Here is a 15,137-nt window from a genome sequence, read left to right on the forward strand (position 1 = left end):
ACCATGGCACATGTCCTTGCAGTCATCACCAGCCCCGATGGCGCCCTCAAGAAGAACCAGCGCGAACTCCTCACCCTCGGCCGCGGCCTGGGTGACGTCTCCGTCGCCCTGATCGGCGACGACGCCGCGGCCACCGAAGCCGCGAGCTACGGCGCCGCGGTCACGTACACCGCCCCTGCCGCCGTGAGCACGCTCGGCGGCTCCGCGCGGGCCGCCTTCGTCGCCGAAGCGGTGTCGCGATCCGGCGCCGACGTCGTCCTGCTCGAGAACGGCGTCGCGGCCAAGGAGCTCGCGGCGAGCCTCGGCGTGAAGCTGAATGCCGGCGTCGTGACCGATGTGGTGTCCCTCAGCGCCGACGGCGCGGCCGCCAAGTCCGTCCTGGCCGGGTCCTACACCACCGTGGCCCGCGCCCGCACCGCCGTGGCCGTCTACACCGTGAAGGCCCACGCGGTCGAGCCGTCCGAGGCTCCGGTTGAAGGCCGGACCGAGGCGATCGACCTTCCGGAGTCCGCCTATGGCGCGGCAGCCCGCATCACGTCCCGTGAGGCCAAGCCGGCCACGGGCCGTCCGGACCTGGCCGACGCGCGGATCGTCGTGGCCGGTGGCCGCGGCGTGGACGGCGACTTCGGCCCCGTCGAGGAACTCGCGGACCTGCTCGGCGCCGCCGTGGGCGCGTCCCGCGTCGCCACTGACAACGGCTGGATCGGCCACGATTCGCAGGTCGGCCAGACCGGCGTCGTCGTGTCCCCGCAGCTGTACGTCTCCGCCGGCATTTCCGGCGCGATCCAGCAGAAGGCCGGCATGCAGACGGCACAGGTGATCGTCGCGATCAACACCGACGAGGACGCGCCCGTCTTCGAGATCGCCGATTTCGGCATCGTCGGTGACCTGTTCACCGTGCTGCCGCAGGCCAGCGAAGAGATCCGGCGCCGGAGGGGCTGAACCACGTGAGCATCACTCATCACCCGTCCGCTTTCACTCCGCGTGAGGGCGGGCGGGTGCTCTGTTTCACCGCCCACCCCGACGACGTGGACTTCGGCGCGGCCGGCACCATCGCCGCCTGGACCGCCGCGGGGGTGGAGGTCATCTACTGCGTCATGACCGACGGCGACGCGGGCGGCTTCGAGGCCGAGGAGGACATCGCGTCCCGCCGTGTCGAGGAGCAGCGCCGTGCCGCCGCCCTGGTGGGCGTGGAGACGGTCCACTATCTGCACGAACGGGACGGGTATCTCGAGCCGAACCACGAGGTCATCAGCCAGGTGGTCGCGCTGATCCGGCAGTACCGGCCGGATGTGGTGCTGACCATGCATCCGGAGCGGAACTGGGAGCGTCTCCAGAAGAGCCACCCGGATCACCTGGCGGCGGGCGAGATCGTGACCCGCGCGGTGTACCCCGCCTCGGAGAACCCCTTCGCGTACCCGGAGCTTGAGGAGCGCGGTCTGCGGGCGTACAAGGTTCCGCAGCTCTGGTTCATGGCGGCGCCCCGGGAGCGCGAGAACCACTTCGTGGACGTCGCCGGGACGGTGGAGGCCAAGCTCGCCGCCATCCGCATCCACGCTTCCCAGCATCCAGATCCGGACGCCATGGATGCCCAGGTCAGGGCCCAATTGCGGGAGAACGGCGCGCGGACCGAGGCGGGGGAGCGCGCTCTGGTCGAGTGCTTCCATGTGGTGTTCGTGAACGCGGAGTCAACGTTCGCCGGCTTCTAAAAATGTGATTTATTCCACAGCGCCATCTTGCGCGAGGAGTAGGCTGGGTCTACAGTTCTAGAGAAATTAAATAATACTTATTCCTCTGAAGGGCAGACCTCAATGGAGAAGACTGCAATCGAGCACCCGGTCCTCGTGATCATGGGTGTCTCGGGCTCCGGCAAGTCGACCGTGGGCGGATTCCTGGCCGGCGCGCTGGGGTGGGAACTCGCCGAGGGCGACGACTTCCACCCCGCGGCCAATGTCGCCAAGATGGCCTCCGGCCAGCCGCTCACCGATGAAGACCGGTGGCCGTGGCTCAACACCATCGCCGATTGGATCCGTAACAGGGACACACTGGGTGAACCCGGCGTCGTGACATGCTCCGCGCTCAAGAAGCGTTACCGGGACGTGCTCCGCGGCCCGAACGTCGTGTTCGTCTACCTGCACGGCGGCAAGGGGCAGATCTCCGACCGCCTCCAGGCGCGCCACGGGCATTTCATGCCGCCGGAACTCCTCCAGTCCCAGTTCGAGGCTCTCGAGGAGCCCACTGAGGACGAGAACGTCCTCATCGTGGACATCGAGGGGACCCCCGCAGAGGAAGCACACCGCATCATCCAGGGTCTCGGACTGAAGGCCACCCCGTATGGAGAGGCAGAAATCGCATGAACACGACGGCGTGGACAGGGCATGACACTCAGCTCATCATCGTGGCGCTTCTCGGCATCGCCGCGATCGTCCTCCTCATCACCAAACTCAAGGTTCACCCCTTCTTGGCCCTCGTGCTGGGATCGGCGTTCGTGGGCCTGGCCTCCGGAGTCGACTTCCCGAAGGTGATCTCCAACTTCGAAGACGGCGTGGGCGGTGTCCTCAAGGAGGTCGGCCTCCTGATCGCCCTGGGCGCCATGCTCGGCAAGCTCCTCGCCGACTCCGGCGGCGCCAACCGCGTGGTCGACACCTTGCTGGACAAGGCCAAGGGCAACAAGCTCGTCTGGATGATGACCCTCGTCGCGGTCATCATCGGTCTGCCCATGTTCTTCGAGATCGGTCTCGTCCTGCTGCTTCCCGTGATCGTGCTGGTCGCCCAGCGTTCCGGGCTCAAGCTCATGCGCGTCGCCATCCCCGCACTGGCCGGCCTGTCCGTGCTGCACGGCCTGGTCCCGCCGCACCCGGGTCCGCTCGTGGCCATCGCCGCGCTGAAGGCCGACCTCGGCCTCACGCTGATGTTCGGCCTCGCCGTCGCCGTGCCGACGGTCATCATCTGCGGTCCGCTGTTCTCCAAGCTCGCGGCCCGCTGGGTCCCGGTGGATGCTCCGGCCGTGGCCGGCGGCATCGACACCCAGTCCGGTCCGGACCTCAACGAGGTCAGGCGCGTTCCGAGCTTCGGCATCACGCTCTTCACGATCGTGTTCCCGGTCATCCTCATGCTCTTCAAGGCGATCGTGGACATCACGACGCCGGCCAAGGACCCGTCCAGTCTCCGGATCTTCGCCGACTTCATCGGCGAGCCCCTCGTGGCGATGACCCTGGCCGTCATCCTGGCCATGGTGACCTTCGGCTACGCGGTCGGGTTCAACGGCTCCACCATCACCTCCAAGCTCGGCGCGAGCCTCGGCCCCATCGCCGCGATCATCCTGATCGTCGGTGCGGGCGGCGGTTTCAAGCAGACGCTGATCGGCGCGGGCGTGGGCGACGCGGTGGCCAAGTGGGCGACCGGCGCCAACATCTCGGTGCTGGTGCTCGGCTTCCTCATCGCGGTGGCCCTGCGGCTCGCGACCGGATCCGCCACGGTGGCCACGGTCACCGCGGCAGGCATCGTGGCCCCGCTCGCCAGCGGCCTCTCCCCGGCGCACGGAGCGCTCCTCGTCCTCGCGATCGGTGCGGGCTCGCTCTTCCTTTCGCACGTCAACGACGCCGGCTTCTGGCTCGTGAAGGAACTCTTCGGCCTCACCGTGGGTCAGACGTTCAAGACCTGGTCCGTGATGGAGACCCTGATCTCCGTGGTCGGCTTCGTCTGCGTCATGCTGCTCTCCTTCGTGGTCCCGTAACAGCACGCTGACGACGGCGGGTGGTCACCTTTTCAGGGTGACCACCCGCCGTCGTCGTTTAACCCGATCGACTGCTCCACACGAGGTCATTCCAGGGTCCCGGAGACCCGGAAACGACATCCTGTGGAGCAGTCGATCAGAGAGGGGAGTGGGTCAGAGCTGGGCGCCCTGGAAGCCGTTCTGGCGCCAGGCCTCGAAGAGGACGATCGACGCCGAGTTCGCGAGATTCAGCGAGCGGCGCGAGGGCAGCATGGGGATCCGGACCCGGGACGTCACGTGGGGGTCGTCCTTCACCTCGCGCGGCAGGCCCACCGACTCCGGGCCGAACATCAGCACGTCGCCGGGCAGGTAGTCGACGTCCGTGTAGGAGGTCTCGCCGTCGCTCGTGAACGCGAAGACTCGGCGGGGCTTGAGAGCCTCCCACGCCGCCTCGAGGGTGGGGTGGACCGTCACGACGGCGAGGTCGTGGTAGTCGAGCCCGGCGCGGCGCAGCTTGGCGTCATCGAAGTCGAATCCGAGAGGTTCCACGAGGTGGAGCTCCGCCCCGGAGATGGCCGCCAGACGAATGGCGTTGCCGGTGTTGCCAGGGATTTCGGGGGTGTAGAACAGGATGCGGAACACCCGATCATCCTATCCGGACGGAGGGGATGGCCTGCTCAGGACGGCCCGCTCAGTGCATCCCACGGATGAGCCGGGCCAGGGACGGCACGTGCACCACGTTCGGCTGCGGCCCGTTGGCCAGGAACTCGCGCAGACCGCGGATGGTCCCGGCGGCGTTGGCCACCTCCACCCCGCCCGTGACGCCCGGCCTGCGGTCGATGACGGGTTCGTGCAGATTGTCCCCGGGGCCCAGGACCATGGTCCAGCCCGTGACGTGGAGCTCCGGGAAGAGGTCCTGGAGATGGCGCACCGAGTGGGCGAGCAGTGGTGGGAGCACCGAGCGTCCGCCGTGCAGCAGGCTCTCGCCGTCCCAGGCGTATGCGCCGTGGGGGAGCACCATCGAATCGATCAGGGCCAGGCGGTACCCGGCCAGAATCGCGTGATCGATGTGGGTCCGGCCGTCAGGGGCCTTCAGGCCGTTGATGAGGCGCGCGGACGGCTGCTGAGCCACCACGTGGCGCAGCAGGAGCTGCATCGTCCGCTGCTCGCGCCGGATCCGGGCCTCGGCTCCGAAGATGCCGCGCTTCCGGGGCACGCCGTGCATCTGGAGCTTCGCGAGGTCCGCGGGAAGGAGCGCTCCCGGAAGGTCGAGCGGGGGAGCGAACACCGCGGGGTCGGAGGCCTTGGGCCGCGGACCGGAGGAGCGCGTCGTGGCATGCGAATCCGTGCCCGCCTCCCACGCCGTGGAGAAACCGTCCCGGGGCGGGCTGCCCCAGCCGCCCTCGCCCTGGCCCGCACCGCGGCCCGAGCCGTAGTTCGCGTCGTACCGTGCCCGGGACTGATCATCCACCAGGACCTCGTAGGCGAGGGTGACGGCGCGGAAGCGCTCGGGATCGCCACCGTGGTCCGGATGCGTCAGGCGGGCGGCTCTGCGGTACGCGACCTTGATCTCCTGGGTGCTGGCCGTCATGGCCACGCCCAGGACCTGGTAGTGGTTCTCACCAGGTACTGCGGTCATCAGCACTGCCTCTCCTGTACGACGTCCCACCTCACCGGGGCCATCCCGCGTCCGCCGGGTGGTGGTGCAACGAATCGTTCGCCGGGCCGGTTCCTGGCGTGCACAATAAAGCGTGATCAATCGCCCGCGCCCCGTCAAACCACGGCCCCTGGACGGCGTCAGGCTCGCCGTCCTGGTCAACCCCTCGGCCGGCAGCCGGCAGGGCATGCTCCGGGCCGCCCGCGCGGTCGCGGTGCTGCAGGAGGCCGGCGCCCTGACCACGGTGCTGTCAGCCGCGGACCCGGATACCCTCGCCGCGATGGCCGACGACGCCGCCTCCTCCGCGGATGCGCTCGTCGCCGTGGGCGGGGACGGCATGGTCCAGGCCGGCGCCGAGGCGGCGCTCCGGAGTGGGCTCCCCCTGGGGATCATCCCGGCCGGCACCGGGAACGACGCGGCCCGCGCCCTCGGAGTGCCCCGCCGGGGTGACGCCGCGGTCCACCGTTTCGTCGCCGCCTGGGCCTCGGGTGGCAGCGCGGTGGACGTGGCCCGCGTGGATCTGCCCGACGGAGCCGTGCGGCACTACGTGACCGCGCTCGCAACCGGCTTTGACGCCGTCGTGAACCGGCAGGCCAATGAGTGGACCCGCCCGCGGGGGACCCTGAGGTATGTGGCGGCCATCTTCCGCCGGATCGGAGGATTCCGCCCGGTGCACTACCGCTTGCGGGTGGACGGCGTGACGGAGGAGACCGACGCCGTCATCCTCACGGTGGCGAACGGCTCGTCCTTCGGCGGAGGGCTGAGGATCGCTCCACGGGCCGTGCCGGACGACGGGATGCTGGACCTGGTCACGGTCGCACCGATCTCCCGGCTCCTCCTGGTGCTGATCTTCCCGCTCGCCTTCTTCGGCCTGCATGTGCTGCACCCGGCCGTGACGGTGCGCCGGGTGCGGGAGGTGCGCCTGGAATCCGGCGGTCCCGTGTGTCACGCGGACGGGGAAGCCCTCGCCGCGCCACCGCTCTCGGTCACGGTGCTGCCCGGGGCGCTGCGCGTGCTCGTCTGACGGGGGCGCCCCGCGGTCGTCATCGCGGACTTAAACTGGTGGGGTGCCTGTCTATCTCGACCATGCCGCCACCACCTCCCTGCACCCCGCCGCGCTCGCAGCCATGACGCGTGAGCTGACGCGCACCGGAAACCCGTCCTCGCTGCACGGCGCGGGACGCCGGGCCCGGAGCGCCGTCGAAGAGGCCCGTGAGGCCATCGCCGCGGCCGGTGGCGGGCATTCCTCCGAGGTGATCTTCACCTCGGGCGGCACCGAGGCGGACAATCTGGCGGTCAAGGGGCTCTTCTGGCAGCGCCGGGCCGAGGATCCCCGCCGGGTGCGCATCCTGTGCTCGACGATCGAGCACCACGCCGTCATGGACACCGTTGAGTGGCTCGAGCGTGACGAAGGCGCCGAAGTGACCTGGCTTCCCGTGGACGGAGAAGGGCTCCTGGACCTGGCGGCCCTGGAGGCGGAACTTCAGCGAGACCCGGAGGAGATCGCGCTCGTCACCGTCATGTGGGCCAACAACGAAGTGGGGACCATCCAGCCGATCCGCCGGGTCGTGGACCTCGCGGAGGCTGCCGGGGTGCCGGTGCACTCAGACGCCGTGCAGGCGTTCGGAGCACTGCCGCTGGGGTTCCGTGACTCCGGCCTGGCCGCCATGAGCGTCAGCGGCCACAAGATCGGGGGACCCGTGGGCGTGGGGGCGCTGTTCCTGCGCCGCGACGTGAAACTGGTCCCCGTGCAGCACGGCGGAGGCCAGGAACGCGATGTGCGGTCCGGCACGCTGGACACCGCCTCGATCGTGGGTTTCGCAGCAGCAGCGACCGCCTGCGCAGAAGGGCTGGAGGAGGAAGGGGCCAGGCTCTCCGCGCTCCGGGACCGTCTCATCGAGGGCGTGCGGGCCGCCGTGCCCGAGGCCGTCCTTCGCGGCGCCCCGGGCCCGGGACGCCTCCCGGCCAACGCGCACTTCACCTTCCCCGGCTGCGAAGGGGATTCTCTGCTCTTCCTGCTGGACATGTCGGGCGTGGAGAGTTCCACCGGTTCGGCGTGCACCGCGGGCGTTCCGCGACCGTCCCATGTGCTGCTGGCGATGGGGCTGGACGAGGAGACGGCGCGCGGCGCCCAGCGGTTCAGCCTGGGGCACACGACGACGGACGCCGACGTCGACGCCCTGCTCAAGGCCCTGCCGGGTGCGTTCGCCCAGGCCCGCAAGGCGGGCATGGCCGGTCATGAGTCGAGCATCCAGACCGCGGCGACGGTCGCACGGGGGAGCGGAGCCTGAGCTCTCGGGGCGGATCCGGGAATACCGCTCAGCCGTGGGCGTTAAGATGGAAGGACGCGCAGACCGCTTGCGGTGCGCGTCCTTCCACATCCCCTCCCCGAGAAACCTGATGAGAAAGCCGGTATGCGAGTTCTAGCAGCCATGAGTGGCGGAGTCGATTCCGCCGTCGCCGCAGCACGGGCGGTCGAGGCCGGCCACGACGTCGTCGGCGTCCACTTGGCGCTCTCCCGCATGCCCGGCACGCTGCGGACCGGAAGCCGCGGCTGCTGCACCATCGAGGACTCCCGCGACGCCTACCGCGCCTGCGATGTGCTCGGCATCCCGTACTACGTGTGGGACTTCTCGGAGCGGTTCAAGGAGGACGTGGTCCAGGACTTCATCGACGAGTACGCCGCGGGCCGCACCCCGAACCCGTGCATGCGCTGCAACGAGCGCATCAAGTTCGCCGCGCTCCTGGAGAAGGCCGTCGCCCTCGGCTTCGACGCCGTCTGCACCGGGCACTACGCCAAGGTGATCGAGGACGAGAACGGCAACCGCGAACTCCACCGTGCCGCCGACTGGGCCAAGGATCAGTCGTACGTCCTGGGCGTCCTCACTCACGAGCAGCTCAAGCACGCCATGTTCCCGCTGGCCGAGACCCCGTCCAAGGCGGAGGTCCGGGCCGAAGCGGAGCGCCGCGGACTCTCCGTGGCCAACAAGCCGGACAGCCACGACATCTGCTTCATCCCCGACGGCGACACCGCCGGCTGGCTCTCCGAGAAGATCGAGATGGAGCCGGGGGACATCCTGGACGAGACCGGCGCCAAGGTCGGCGAGCACGGCGGCGCCAACGCGTTCACCGTCGGGCAGCGCCGCGGCCTCAAGCTGGGCCGCCCGGCGTCGGACGGCAAGCCGCGCTTCGTCCTCGAGATCCGTCCCAAGGAGAACACTGTGGTGGTGGGTCCGCAGGCCCTCCTGGCCATCGACGAGATCCGCGGCATCAAGATCTCCTGGGCCGGCCTCCCGATCGCCGAGGTCGCCACGGGCGAGGAGTTCCCCTGCCATGCCCAGGTCCGGGCCCACGGCGACCCGGTGCCGGCCCGCGCACGGGTCGAGGAGCGCGACGGCGCGCCGCAGCTCGTCGTGACGCTCGACGAAGCACTCCGCGGCGTCGCCCCCGGCCAGACCGTGGTGCTCTACCAGGGTTCGCGCGTGCTGGGTCAGGCGACCATCGACAAGGCCCGTTCCCTCCAGCGCGCCGAACTCTGAGGCGGGCGCCGGGCGGGCCTGTGTGGTGATGTCTGTCCCGACGGAGCGGGTTCCCGGAAGCGGCGCATCGCACGCCAGAGCGAGGAACGAGCGGCGGCGGGTGTCTAAGCCGCGAGGGAACCCCCTCCGACGGGGTACCTGACAAGCCCGCCCAGCCCCACCTCGCCGTCCCACTCAGCGGACGGCCGCCCTGGTTGCCACTCGGCGTCAGTAAACTGGTTGCCATGACCGCGGAGCACCACATCAGCCAGGCCTTTGATTTCGATCCCGAAGCGAGCTCGCTCGCCGGTGAAGTGGACCAGAGTGTCATGGACGAGCTGCTCACCATCCGGTCCAGCATCGACAACATCGACGCCACGCTCGTGTTCCTCCTGGCCGAGCGGTTCAAGGCCACGCAGCGCGTCGGCGTGCTCAAGGCGCGTCACAAGCTCCCGGCGGGTGACCCCGGTCGTGAGGCGGCGCAGATCGCCCGCCTGCGGGCCCTCGCCACCGAGGCCCATCTGGATCCGGCCTTTGCCGAGAAGTTCCTGAACTTCATCATCAGCGAGGTCATCCGGCACCACGAGGCGATCTCCGCCGATCACGAGCGCCAGGCCGGGCAGGCCGGCTCCCCGGCGTGACCGCCGACCAGCGAGGCCTGAGCGGCACCCGCGTGATCGGGTCGGCCCATGGCCCCTGGCCCGGGACCGACCCACTCGAAGCCACGCGGGCCCTGCGCGGAGAACTCGGGGCGCCGCACGCGGCTCCGCTGGCCGAGCTGCCGTCCCGAGGTGTGGGCTCCGATGCGACCGGACGAAGCGCCGCGCTCCTCGCCGGACTGTCGGTCGATGTGCAGCCCCATGGGTGGCGGCTCGGCGAGGCCGGTTCCGCGGACCACCACCGGGCGCTCTCGGCACTGGCCACGGATCTCCAGGTGCTCGCCGACGTCGCCGGGACGGAGGAGGCCGCGCCCGGTCCTCTCAAGCTTCAGCTGCGCGGGCCCGTCACCCTGGCGGGGTCCCTGTATCTGCACCATGGCGAACGCGTGATCTCCGACCACGGTGCGCGACGTGATGTGGCGCAGGCCCTCGCGGAGGGGGTCCTGGAGCACGTGGCCGCCGCCCGGCGTGCGGTCCCCGGCGCCGAGATCGCCGTCGTCGTGGAGGAACCCCTGGTGACGGAGGCTCTCGCCGGAACCATCCCCACCGCGAGCGGCTACCGCACCCTGCGCTCGATACCCGGCGAGGAGGTGACCGCGTCCTGGCGTCTGTTGGTGGACGCCTTGCACTCCGCGGGGGCCACCGAGGTGGCCATTGCCGTCCCGGGGGTCGAGGCGCCGCTGGACCGGATCGTGCAGGCGGGCGCGGACGGGGTGGGCCTGAAGACGGCGACCCTCACCACCCGGCAGTGGGAACGGCTCGCGGGGCTGCTCGAACGCGGTGGGACCGTCTGGGCGGATTGTGTGCCGCTGACCGTCGAGCCCGGCCAGGAGGCCCGCACGACGACGGCGCTCGCAGACTCGCTGCTCCGCACCTTCCGCGATCTGGGCCTGCCGTCGTCGCTGATGACACGGCTGCGCCTTCTGCCGGAATCGCGTTTCGTCTCCGAACGGGGCGGGCGGAGCCGCACCCCCGAGGAGGCCCTCCGGACCCTGCGGCGCGTCACCGCGCTGGCGGACTCGCTCGAGCAGTCCATCGCGTCCTGACCGGGCGAATCACCGCTGACGACACGGATACGACAAAGCCGCGGACGTTAAGGGAAGATGGGTGCCATGAAGGGACGCATTCTGGTAGTTGACGACGACGAGGCACTGGCCGAGATGATCGGCATCGTGCTGCGCAACGACGGCTTCGACCCGAGCTTCTGCGCTGACGGCGCCCAGGCTCTCAGCGCCTTCCGCAGCGCCAAGCCGGACCTCGTCCTGCTGGATGTCATGCTGCCCGGTTCGGACGGCATCGAGGTCTGCCGCGCCATCCGGGCGGAGTCGGACGTCCCGATCGTCATGCTGACCGCCAAGTCGGACACCACCGACGTGGTCCGCGGGCTGGAGTCCGGCGCGGACGATTACGTCCCCAAGCCGTTCAAGCCCGCCGAACTCGTGGCCCGCGTTCGCGCCCGTCTGCGCCCCGGCGATCAGAAGGCCCCCGAAACTCTCAAGATCGGGGACGTGTCGATCGACGTGGCCGGTCACACCGTGACCCGCGCGGGTGCTCCGATCTCCCTGACCCCGCTGGAATTCGATCTCCTCGTGGCCCTGGCCCGCAAGCCCTGGCAGGTCTTCACCCGTGAGCTGCTCCTGGAGCAGGTCTGGGGTTACCGCCATGCCGCGGACACCCGCCTGGTCAACGTTCACGTCCAGCGGCTGCGGTCGAAGATCGAGAAGGACCCGGAGTCCCCGGAGATCGTTCTGACGGTGCGCGGTGTCGGATACAAAGCCGGTTCCTGAGCCAGGAGATCCCGCAGGCCCCGCGACGGCAGGTCCCATGACGTCCAGGCCGGGCAAAGCCCTGGTCCGTGTGCTTCCCGCCGCCGTCCAGACTCCCCGGTCGATGGAAGGCGAGCCGGCCGCCGTCGTCCCCGAAACCCAGGACACGAGCGGCGTCCTGAAACGCTATGGCGGTCGGGGCGGACGGCTGGTCCGCCTGTTCGGCCTCCGGACCCTGGCGTTGCTGCGTCGTGCCGCCCGGATGCTCTGGCGCGGTGTCACGTGGCTCGGCGGATCTCTGATCCATCGCTGGCGCCGGTCGCTCCAGTTCCGCACCGTGCTTGTCACGGTGCTGCTCGCCTCCGTCGCCCTGGTGGCCGTGGGCGCGTACCTGAGCAGCCAGATCGCCAGCAACCTCTTCCAGGAGCGCCTGCACCAGGCCGAGAGCGACACGCGGAGCAGCGTCGCGACGGTTCAGAACACGTTCGACGGCGCCCAGGTCACCGACCGTGCCTCCGTCCAGAAACTCGTGGGGGACACCCTCGCGGCCCTGGACAGCAGGGGAACCCAGCTGAACCGGCGTTTCGTGTTCCTGGCCGTTCCGGACCAGACTCAGCCGCGGACCCGCTGGGTGGACTCGCGGAGCTCCAACGACATCGGCCTGAGCGTCCTCCCGGACGATCTACGGGAAGCGGTCCAGAAGGCCGGCCATGAGCAGTACTGGGCCTCCACCGCGCTTCCGATCAAGGGAGGAACCGCTCCCGCGATCGCCATCGGCAACAAGGTGTCCTTCAACGGCAGTGTCTACGAGCTGTACCTCATCTACGACATCTCCTCCGCCGAGACCACGCTCAACGACATCCAGAGCGTGCTGCTGATCGGCGCCGGTGTCCTCGTCGTCCTGATCGGCGTGCTCGCCTGGTACGTGACGAGCGCGGTCGTGCGGCCCATCAGTCACGCCGCGCATGTGTCCGAGAACCTCGCGTCCGGGCAGCTCCAGGAGAGAATGCTGGTCAAGGGCGAGGACGAGGTCGCCCGTCTGGGGGCCTCCTTCAATCACATGGCCGCGAGCCTGCAGGAGCAGATCACCCAGCTCAACACGCTGTCCCAGATGCAGCAGCGCTTCGTCTCGGACGTGTCCCACGAGCTGCGGACCCCGCTCACCACGGTCCGCATGGCGGCCGACGTGCTCTACGAGTCCCGCGACGATTTCGATCAGATCAACAAGCGCTCCGCGGAGCTCCTGCACACCCAGGTGGAGCGGTTCCAGTCCCTGCTGGCGGATCTGCTGGAGATCTCCCGCTACGACGCGGGCGCCGCGCAGCTGGACGCCGAACCGCTCGATCTCGCCGCGCTCATGGGCCGCGTGATCGAGGGTGCGGAGCCCGTCGCACACGAGTACGGTTCCGCCGTTCGCCTCCATGCGCCCTCCGAAGGGGTCGTGGTGGAGATGGACGCGAAGCGGATCGAACGGATCCTCCGCAATCTCCTGCTGAACGCCTTGGAGCACGGTGAGGGGCGGCGGGTCGACGTGACGGTCGCCGCCAACGACGAGGCGGCCGCGGTGACCGTGCGGGACTACGGCCTGGGTCTGGACCCAGCTCAGGCAGCCCGGGTGTTCGACCGGTTCTGGCGTGCCGACCCGGCGCGCGCCCGCTCCACCGGCGGCAGCGGACTCGGACTGTCCATCGCGCTGGCCGACACCAAGCTGCACAACGGCTGGCTTGAGGCGCGTGGCCGTAAGGGGGACGGAAGCACCTTCCGGCTCACCCTGCCGCTCAAGGCCGGCGGCACGTTCGTCGAGTCCCCGCTTCCGGTGGACAACTATCAGCCCGCCGAGGCGCCCGTGAGCCTGCCCCGCTTCCTGCCGCCCGCCCTGCCAGCAGGGCCCGGCATCGCCGAACAGCATTTCGAGGAGATCAGCCCGGAGGAACCCCGATGACGCGGACGCGGTTCACCACGGAACACCCGACCGCTGCGCGCGAGACGCCGGCTTCCGGGGCAGTCCGGCACGCTCGGGGCCGCGCACGACGCCGGGGCGCACCTCGGGTGCGATCGGCCCTCGCCCTGCTGCTCGCCGTCGTCGTGCTCCTGACGGCAGGAGCGTGCGCCTCGATCCCGCGCTCCGGTCCGGTCAGCAAAAGCCAGGGTGATTCCGCCCCGCAGGTCAAGGACCCGCAGGTCTTCTACCCGCCGGACCCGACCGCCGGCGCGTCCGAGGATTCGATCATCGAAGGTTTCTACAACGCAGGCAACAGCTACAAGGCCGACTACCAAGTCGCCCGCCTGTACCTGGCGCAGAACACCGCGACCACGTGGAAGCCGGAGGCGGGCACCTTGGTGTACCGCTCCGCGAAGGTGGTGCCCGGCGCCAAGGACCGCGAGTTCTTCTACGATCTGGACCTTGCCTACGAGGTGGACGCCCAGGGCATCGTGACCACGCATCCGAAGGGGACGCACCGGCGGATCCCGCTGAGCCTGTCACAGGTCGACGGTGAGTGGCGCATCACGCAGGTGGGGGACGGGACGGTCATCCCGCTGGACGTCTTCCAGCGCCTGTACGACCCGTACACGCTCTACTTCTACGATCCGAGCTTCCGCTACGCCGTGCCCGATGTCCGGTGGTTCCTCACCCGTTCCACCACCCCGACGTCGATCGTGAGGGCGATCCTGGCAGGGCCGGCGCCGCATCTGAAGGGTGCGGTGGTGAGCGCGTTCCCGGAGGGGACCCGTCTCGCCAAGGATTCGGTGCCGATCGTGTCGGGCACCGCGCAAGTGGATCTCACCGCAGGACTGCTGCAGAGCTCCGTGACGGACCGGCACCGGATGCTGAACCAGCTGACCATCGCGCTCCGGGCCCCCGCGTCCGTGGTGAACGTGCAGCTGCTGGCCGGTTCCACCGCGCTGACGATGGACGGCTCCGACTCTGTGGTGCCGCCCATCCTGAACGCCACGGTCCCGTCCTGGCAGGTGTCCGTGCTGCAGAAACAGCTCGGGATCTACGACAACAACAAGGCCGAAAGGGTGAAGGGGCTGGACACCGCGGAGTACAACCCCCGCAATCCGGCCGTGTCCTACACGCAGGACAGCTTCGCCTTCCTCAACCAGCAGCGTTCGGCCCTGTACATGGCCAGCGCAGGCAAGACGCTGAAGGAAGTCCTGGACGGCCCGGAGCTGCTCCGGCCGAGCTTCGATCCGCAGGGCTGGGTCTGGAGCGGGAACAGCGGTACCGCGGGCGGGAAGCTCACCGCGTTCAACTCGGACAACGCCTTCGGCGCCGCTCCGCCGGCCTCCGTGTCGCTGGCCCCCGACTGGCTGCGCGGTCAGGTCGTCAAGGACGCCCAGCTGTCCCGGGACGGCACCAGGATCCTGATCCTGACCGGCAAGGGCGAAGGCACCAAGGTCCTGATCGCTGGCGTCATCCGCGGGGCCGACGGCACCCCACGGGGCCTGACGACGCCGCTCCAGCTGTCGGACGGGAAGAACGTCACCCAGGGCGCCTGGGTGAGTGACACCCAGGTCCTGGTCGCCAACACCTCGGGAACCGGCGCCGAGTCGCCCCTCCTGCTGTCGCTGCGGAGTTTCCAGAGTCAGAGCCTGTCCGAGGTGGTCGGCCTGCGCGGTATCAGCGTCGGCAACGGCATTCAGGACATCTATGTGCAGACAGCCACCGGGCTGGCGCAGCGCGTGGGCAACACTTGGGTCCAGCAGGGCGCGGGCGTGAAGGATCCGAAGTTCGCGGGCTGAGACCGGACCTTCGGACGTGAGGGGGATCCCTGTGCGGATCGTCATCCACAGGGCGGGATCCGGGGCTTCCCGGGC

Annotated in this window: 14 protein-coding genes; 12 read left to right on the forward strand and 2 right to left on the reverse strand. The window is 69.6% G+C overall.

What is annotated here, in order from left to right; all coding sequences use genetic code 11:
- Positions 1–3 precede the first annotated feature (3 nt).
- From AB6732_RS03005 to AB6732_RS03020, 4 genes are all read left to right on the forward strand, one after another.
- Positions 4–942, forward strand: a complete 939-nt coding sequence (locus AB6732_RS03005; RefSeq protein ID WP_370958176.1) for an electron transfer flavoprotein subunit alpha/FixB family protein — start codon at positions 4–6, stop codon at positions 940–942.
- A gap of 5 nt (positions 943–947) precedes the next feature.
- Complete coding sequence (locus AB6732_RS03010; RefSeq protein ID WP_370958178.1) at positions 948–1,709, forward strand: PIG-L deacetylase family protein; 762 nt, start codon at positions 948–950, stop codon at positions 1,707–1,709.
- 102 nt (positions 1,710–1,811) lie between these two features.
- Positions 1,812–2,357: a gluconokinase gene (locus AB6732_RS03015; RefSeq protein ID WP_066211119.1), complete on the forward strand. Its 546-nt coding sequence runs from the start codon at positions 1,812–1,814 to the stop codon at positions 2,355–2,357.
- Positions 2,354–3,736, forward strand: coding sequence for a gluconate:H+ symporter (locus tag AB6732_RS03020; protein WP_370958180.1), 1,383 nt, complete (start codon positions 2,354–2,356; stop codon positions 3,734–3,736). Before AB6732_RS03015 ends, AB6732_RS03020 begins: the two co-directional genes overlap by 4 nt.
- A gap of 153 nt (positions 3,737–3,889) precedes the next feature.
- Here AB6732_RS03020 and AB6732_RS03025 read toward each other — a convergent pair whose 3' ends face one another.
- Positions 3,890–4,357 (reverse strand): tRNA (cytidine(34)-2'-O)-methyltransferase, encoded by a 468-nt coding sequence (locus AB6732_RS03025; protein WP_278266872.1) that lies wholly within the window; start codon positions 4,355–4,357, stop codon positions 3,890–3,892.
- A gap of 49 nt (positions 4,358–4,406) precedes the next feature.
- Complete coding sequence (locus AB6732_RS03030; protein WP_370958182.1) at positions 4,407–5,354, reverse strand: J domain-containing protein; 948 nt, start codon at positions 5,352–5,354, stop codon at positions 4,407–4,409.
- A 112-nt stretch (positions 5,355–5,466) separates the two neighbouring features.
- Between AB6732_RS03030 and AB6732_RS03035 the strand changes: the two genes are divergently transcribed.
- The 8 genes from AB6732_RS03035 to AB6732_RS03070 all read left to right on the forward strand — a co-directional run bounded on the left by AB6732_RS03035 (position 5,467) and on the right by AB6732_RS03070 (position 15,062).
- Entirely contained in the window at positions 5,467–6,396 is a 930-nt protein-coding gene (locus tag AB6732_RS03035) for a diacylglycerol kinase family protein (protein ID WP_370958184.1), read from the forward strand.
- Between the two features lie 43 nt (positions 6,397–6,439).
- Positions 6,440–7,663, forward strand: coding sequence for a cysteine desulfurase family protein (locus AB6732_RS03040; RefSeq protein WP_370958186.1), 1,224 nt, complete (start codon positions 6,440–6,442; stop codon positions 7,661–7,663).
- A 123-nt stretch (positions 7,664–7,786) separates the two neighbouring features.
- Entirely contained in the window at positions 7,787–8,911 is a 1,125-nt protein-coding gene (gene mnmA / locus AB6732_RS03045) for a tRNA 2-thiouridine(34) synthase MnmA (protein WP_370958188.1), read from the forward strand.
- Between the two features lie 224 nt (positions 8,912–9,135).
- The gene (locus AB6732_RS03050; protein WP_066211110.1) at positions 9,136–9,531 is read left to right on the forward strand and encodes a chorismate mutase; all 396 of its coding nucleotides are present in this window, start codon (positions 9,136–9,138) and stop codon (positions 9,529–9,531) included.
- Positions 9,528–10,595, forward strand: a complete 1,068-nt coding sequence (locus AB6732_RS03055) for a hypothetical protein (protein WP_370958191.1) — start codon at positions 9,528–9,530, stop codon at positions 10,593–10,595. Before AB6732_RS03050 ends, AB6732_RS03055 begins: the two co-directional genes overlap by 4 nt.
- Positions 10,596–10,661: 66 nt before the next feature.
- Entirely contained in the window at positions 10,662–11,336 is a 675-nt protein-coding gene (gene mtrA, locus AB6732_RS03060) for an MtrAB system response regulator MtrA (protein ID WP_066211108.1), read from the forward strand.
- A 37-nt stretch (positions 11,337–11,373) separates the two neighbouring features.
- Complete coding sequence (mtrB, locus tag AB6732_RS03065) at positions 11,374–13,257, forward strand: MtrAB system histidine kinase MtrB (protein WP_370958193.1); 1,884 nt, start codon at positions 11,374–11,376, stop codon at positions 13,255–13,257.
- Entirely contained in the window at positions 13,254–15,062 is a 1,809-nt protein-coding gene (locus tag AB6732_RS03070; RefSeq protein ID WP_370958195.1) for an LpqB family beta-propeller domain-containing protein, read from the forward strand. Before mtrB ends, AB6732_RS03070 begins: the two co-directional genes overlap by 4 nt.
- Positions 15,063–15,137 lie beyond the last annotated feature (75 nt).

Source organism: Arthrobacter sp. RCC_34, assembly GCF_041360795.1.
GTDB lineage: Bacteria > Actinomycetota > Actinomycetes > Actinomycetales > Micrococcaceae > Arthrobacter_E.

Excerpts from the sequence above, each read along its gene's own strand:
- AB6732_RS03005 (WP_370958176.1), top strand. The coding sequence starts at position 4 with ATGGCACATGTCCTTGCAGTCATCACCAGCCCCGATGGCGCCCTCAAG.
- AB6732_RS03015 (WP_066211119.1), top strand. The coding sequence starts at position 1,812 with ATGGAGAAGACTGCAATCGAGCACCCGGTCCTCGTGATCATGGGTGTC.
- AB6732_RS03020 (WP_370958180.1), top strand. The coding sequence starts at position 2,354 with ATGAACACGACGGCGTGGACAGGGCATGACACTCAGCTCATCATCGTG.
- AB6732_RS03030 (WP_370958182.1), bottom strand. The coding sequence starts at position 5,354 with ATGACCGCAGTACCTGGTGAGAACCACTACCAGGTCCTGGGCGTGGCC.
- mnmA (WP_370958188.1), top strand. The coding sequence starts at position 7,787 with ATGCGAGTTCTAGCAGCCATGAGTGGCGGAGTCGATTCCGCCGTCGCC.
- AB6732_RS03050 (WP_066211110.1), top strand. The coding sequence starts at position 9,136 with ATGACCGCGGAGCACCACATCAGCCAGGCCTTTGATTTCGATCCCGAA.
- mtrA (WP_066211108.1), top strand. The coding sequence starts at position 10,662 with ATGAAGGGACGCATTCTGGTAGTTGACGACGACGAGGCACTGGCCGAG.
- mtrB (WP_370958193.1), top strand. The coding sequence starts at position 11,374 with ATGACGTCCAGGCCGGGCAAAGCCCTGGTCCGTGTGCTTCCCGCCGCC.
- AB6732_RS03070 (WP_370958195.1), top strand. The coding sequence starts at position 13,254 with ATGACGCGGACGCGGTTCACCACGGAACACCCGACCGCTGCGCGCGAG.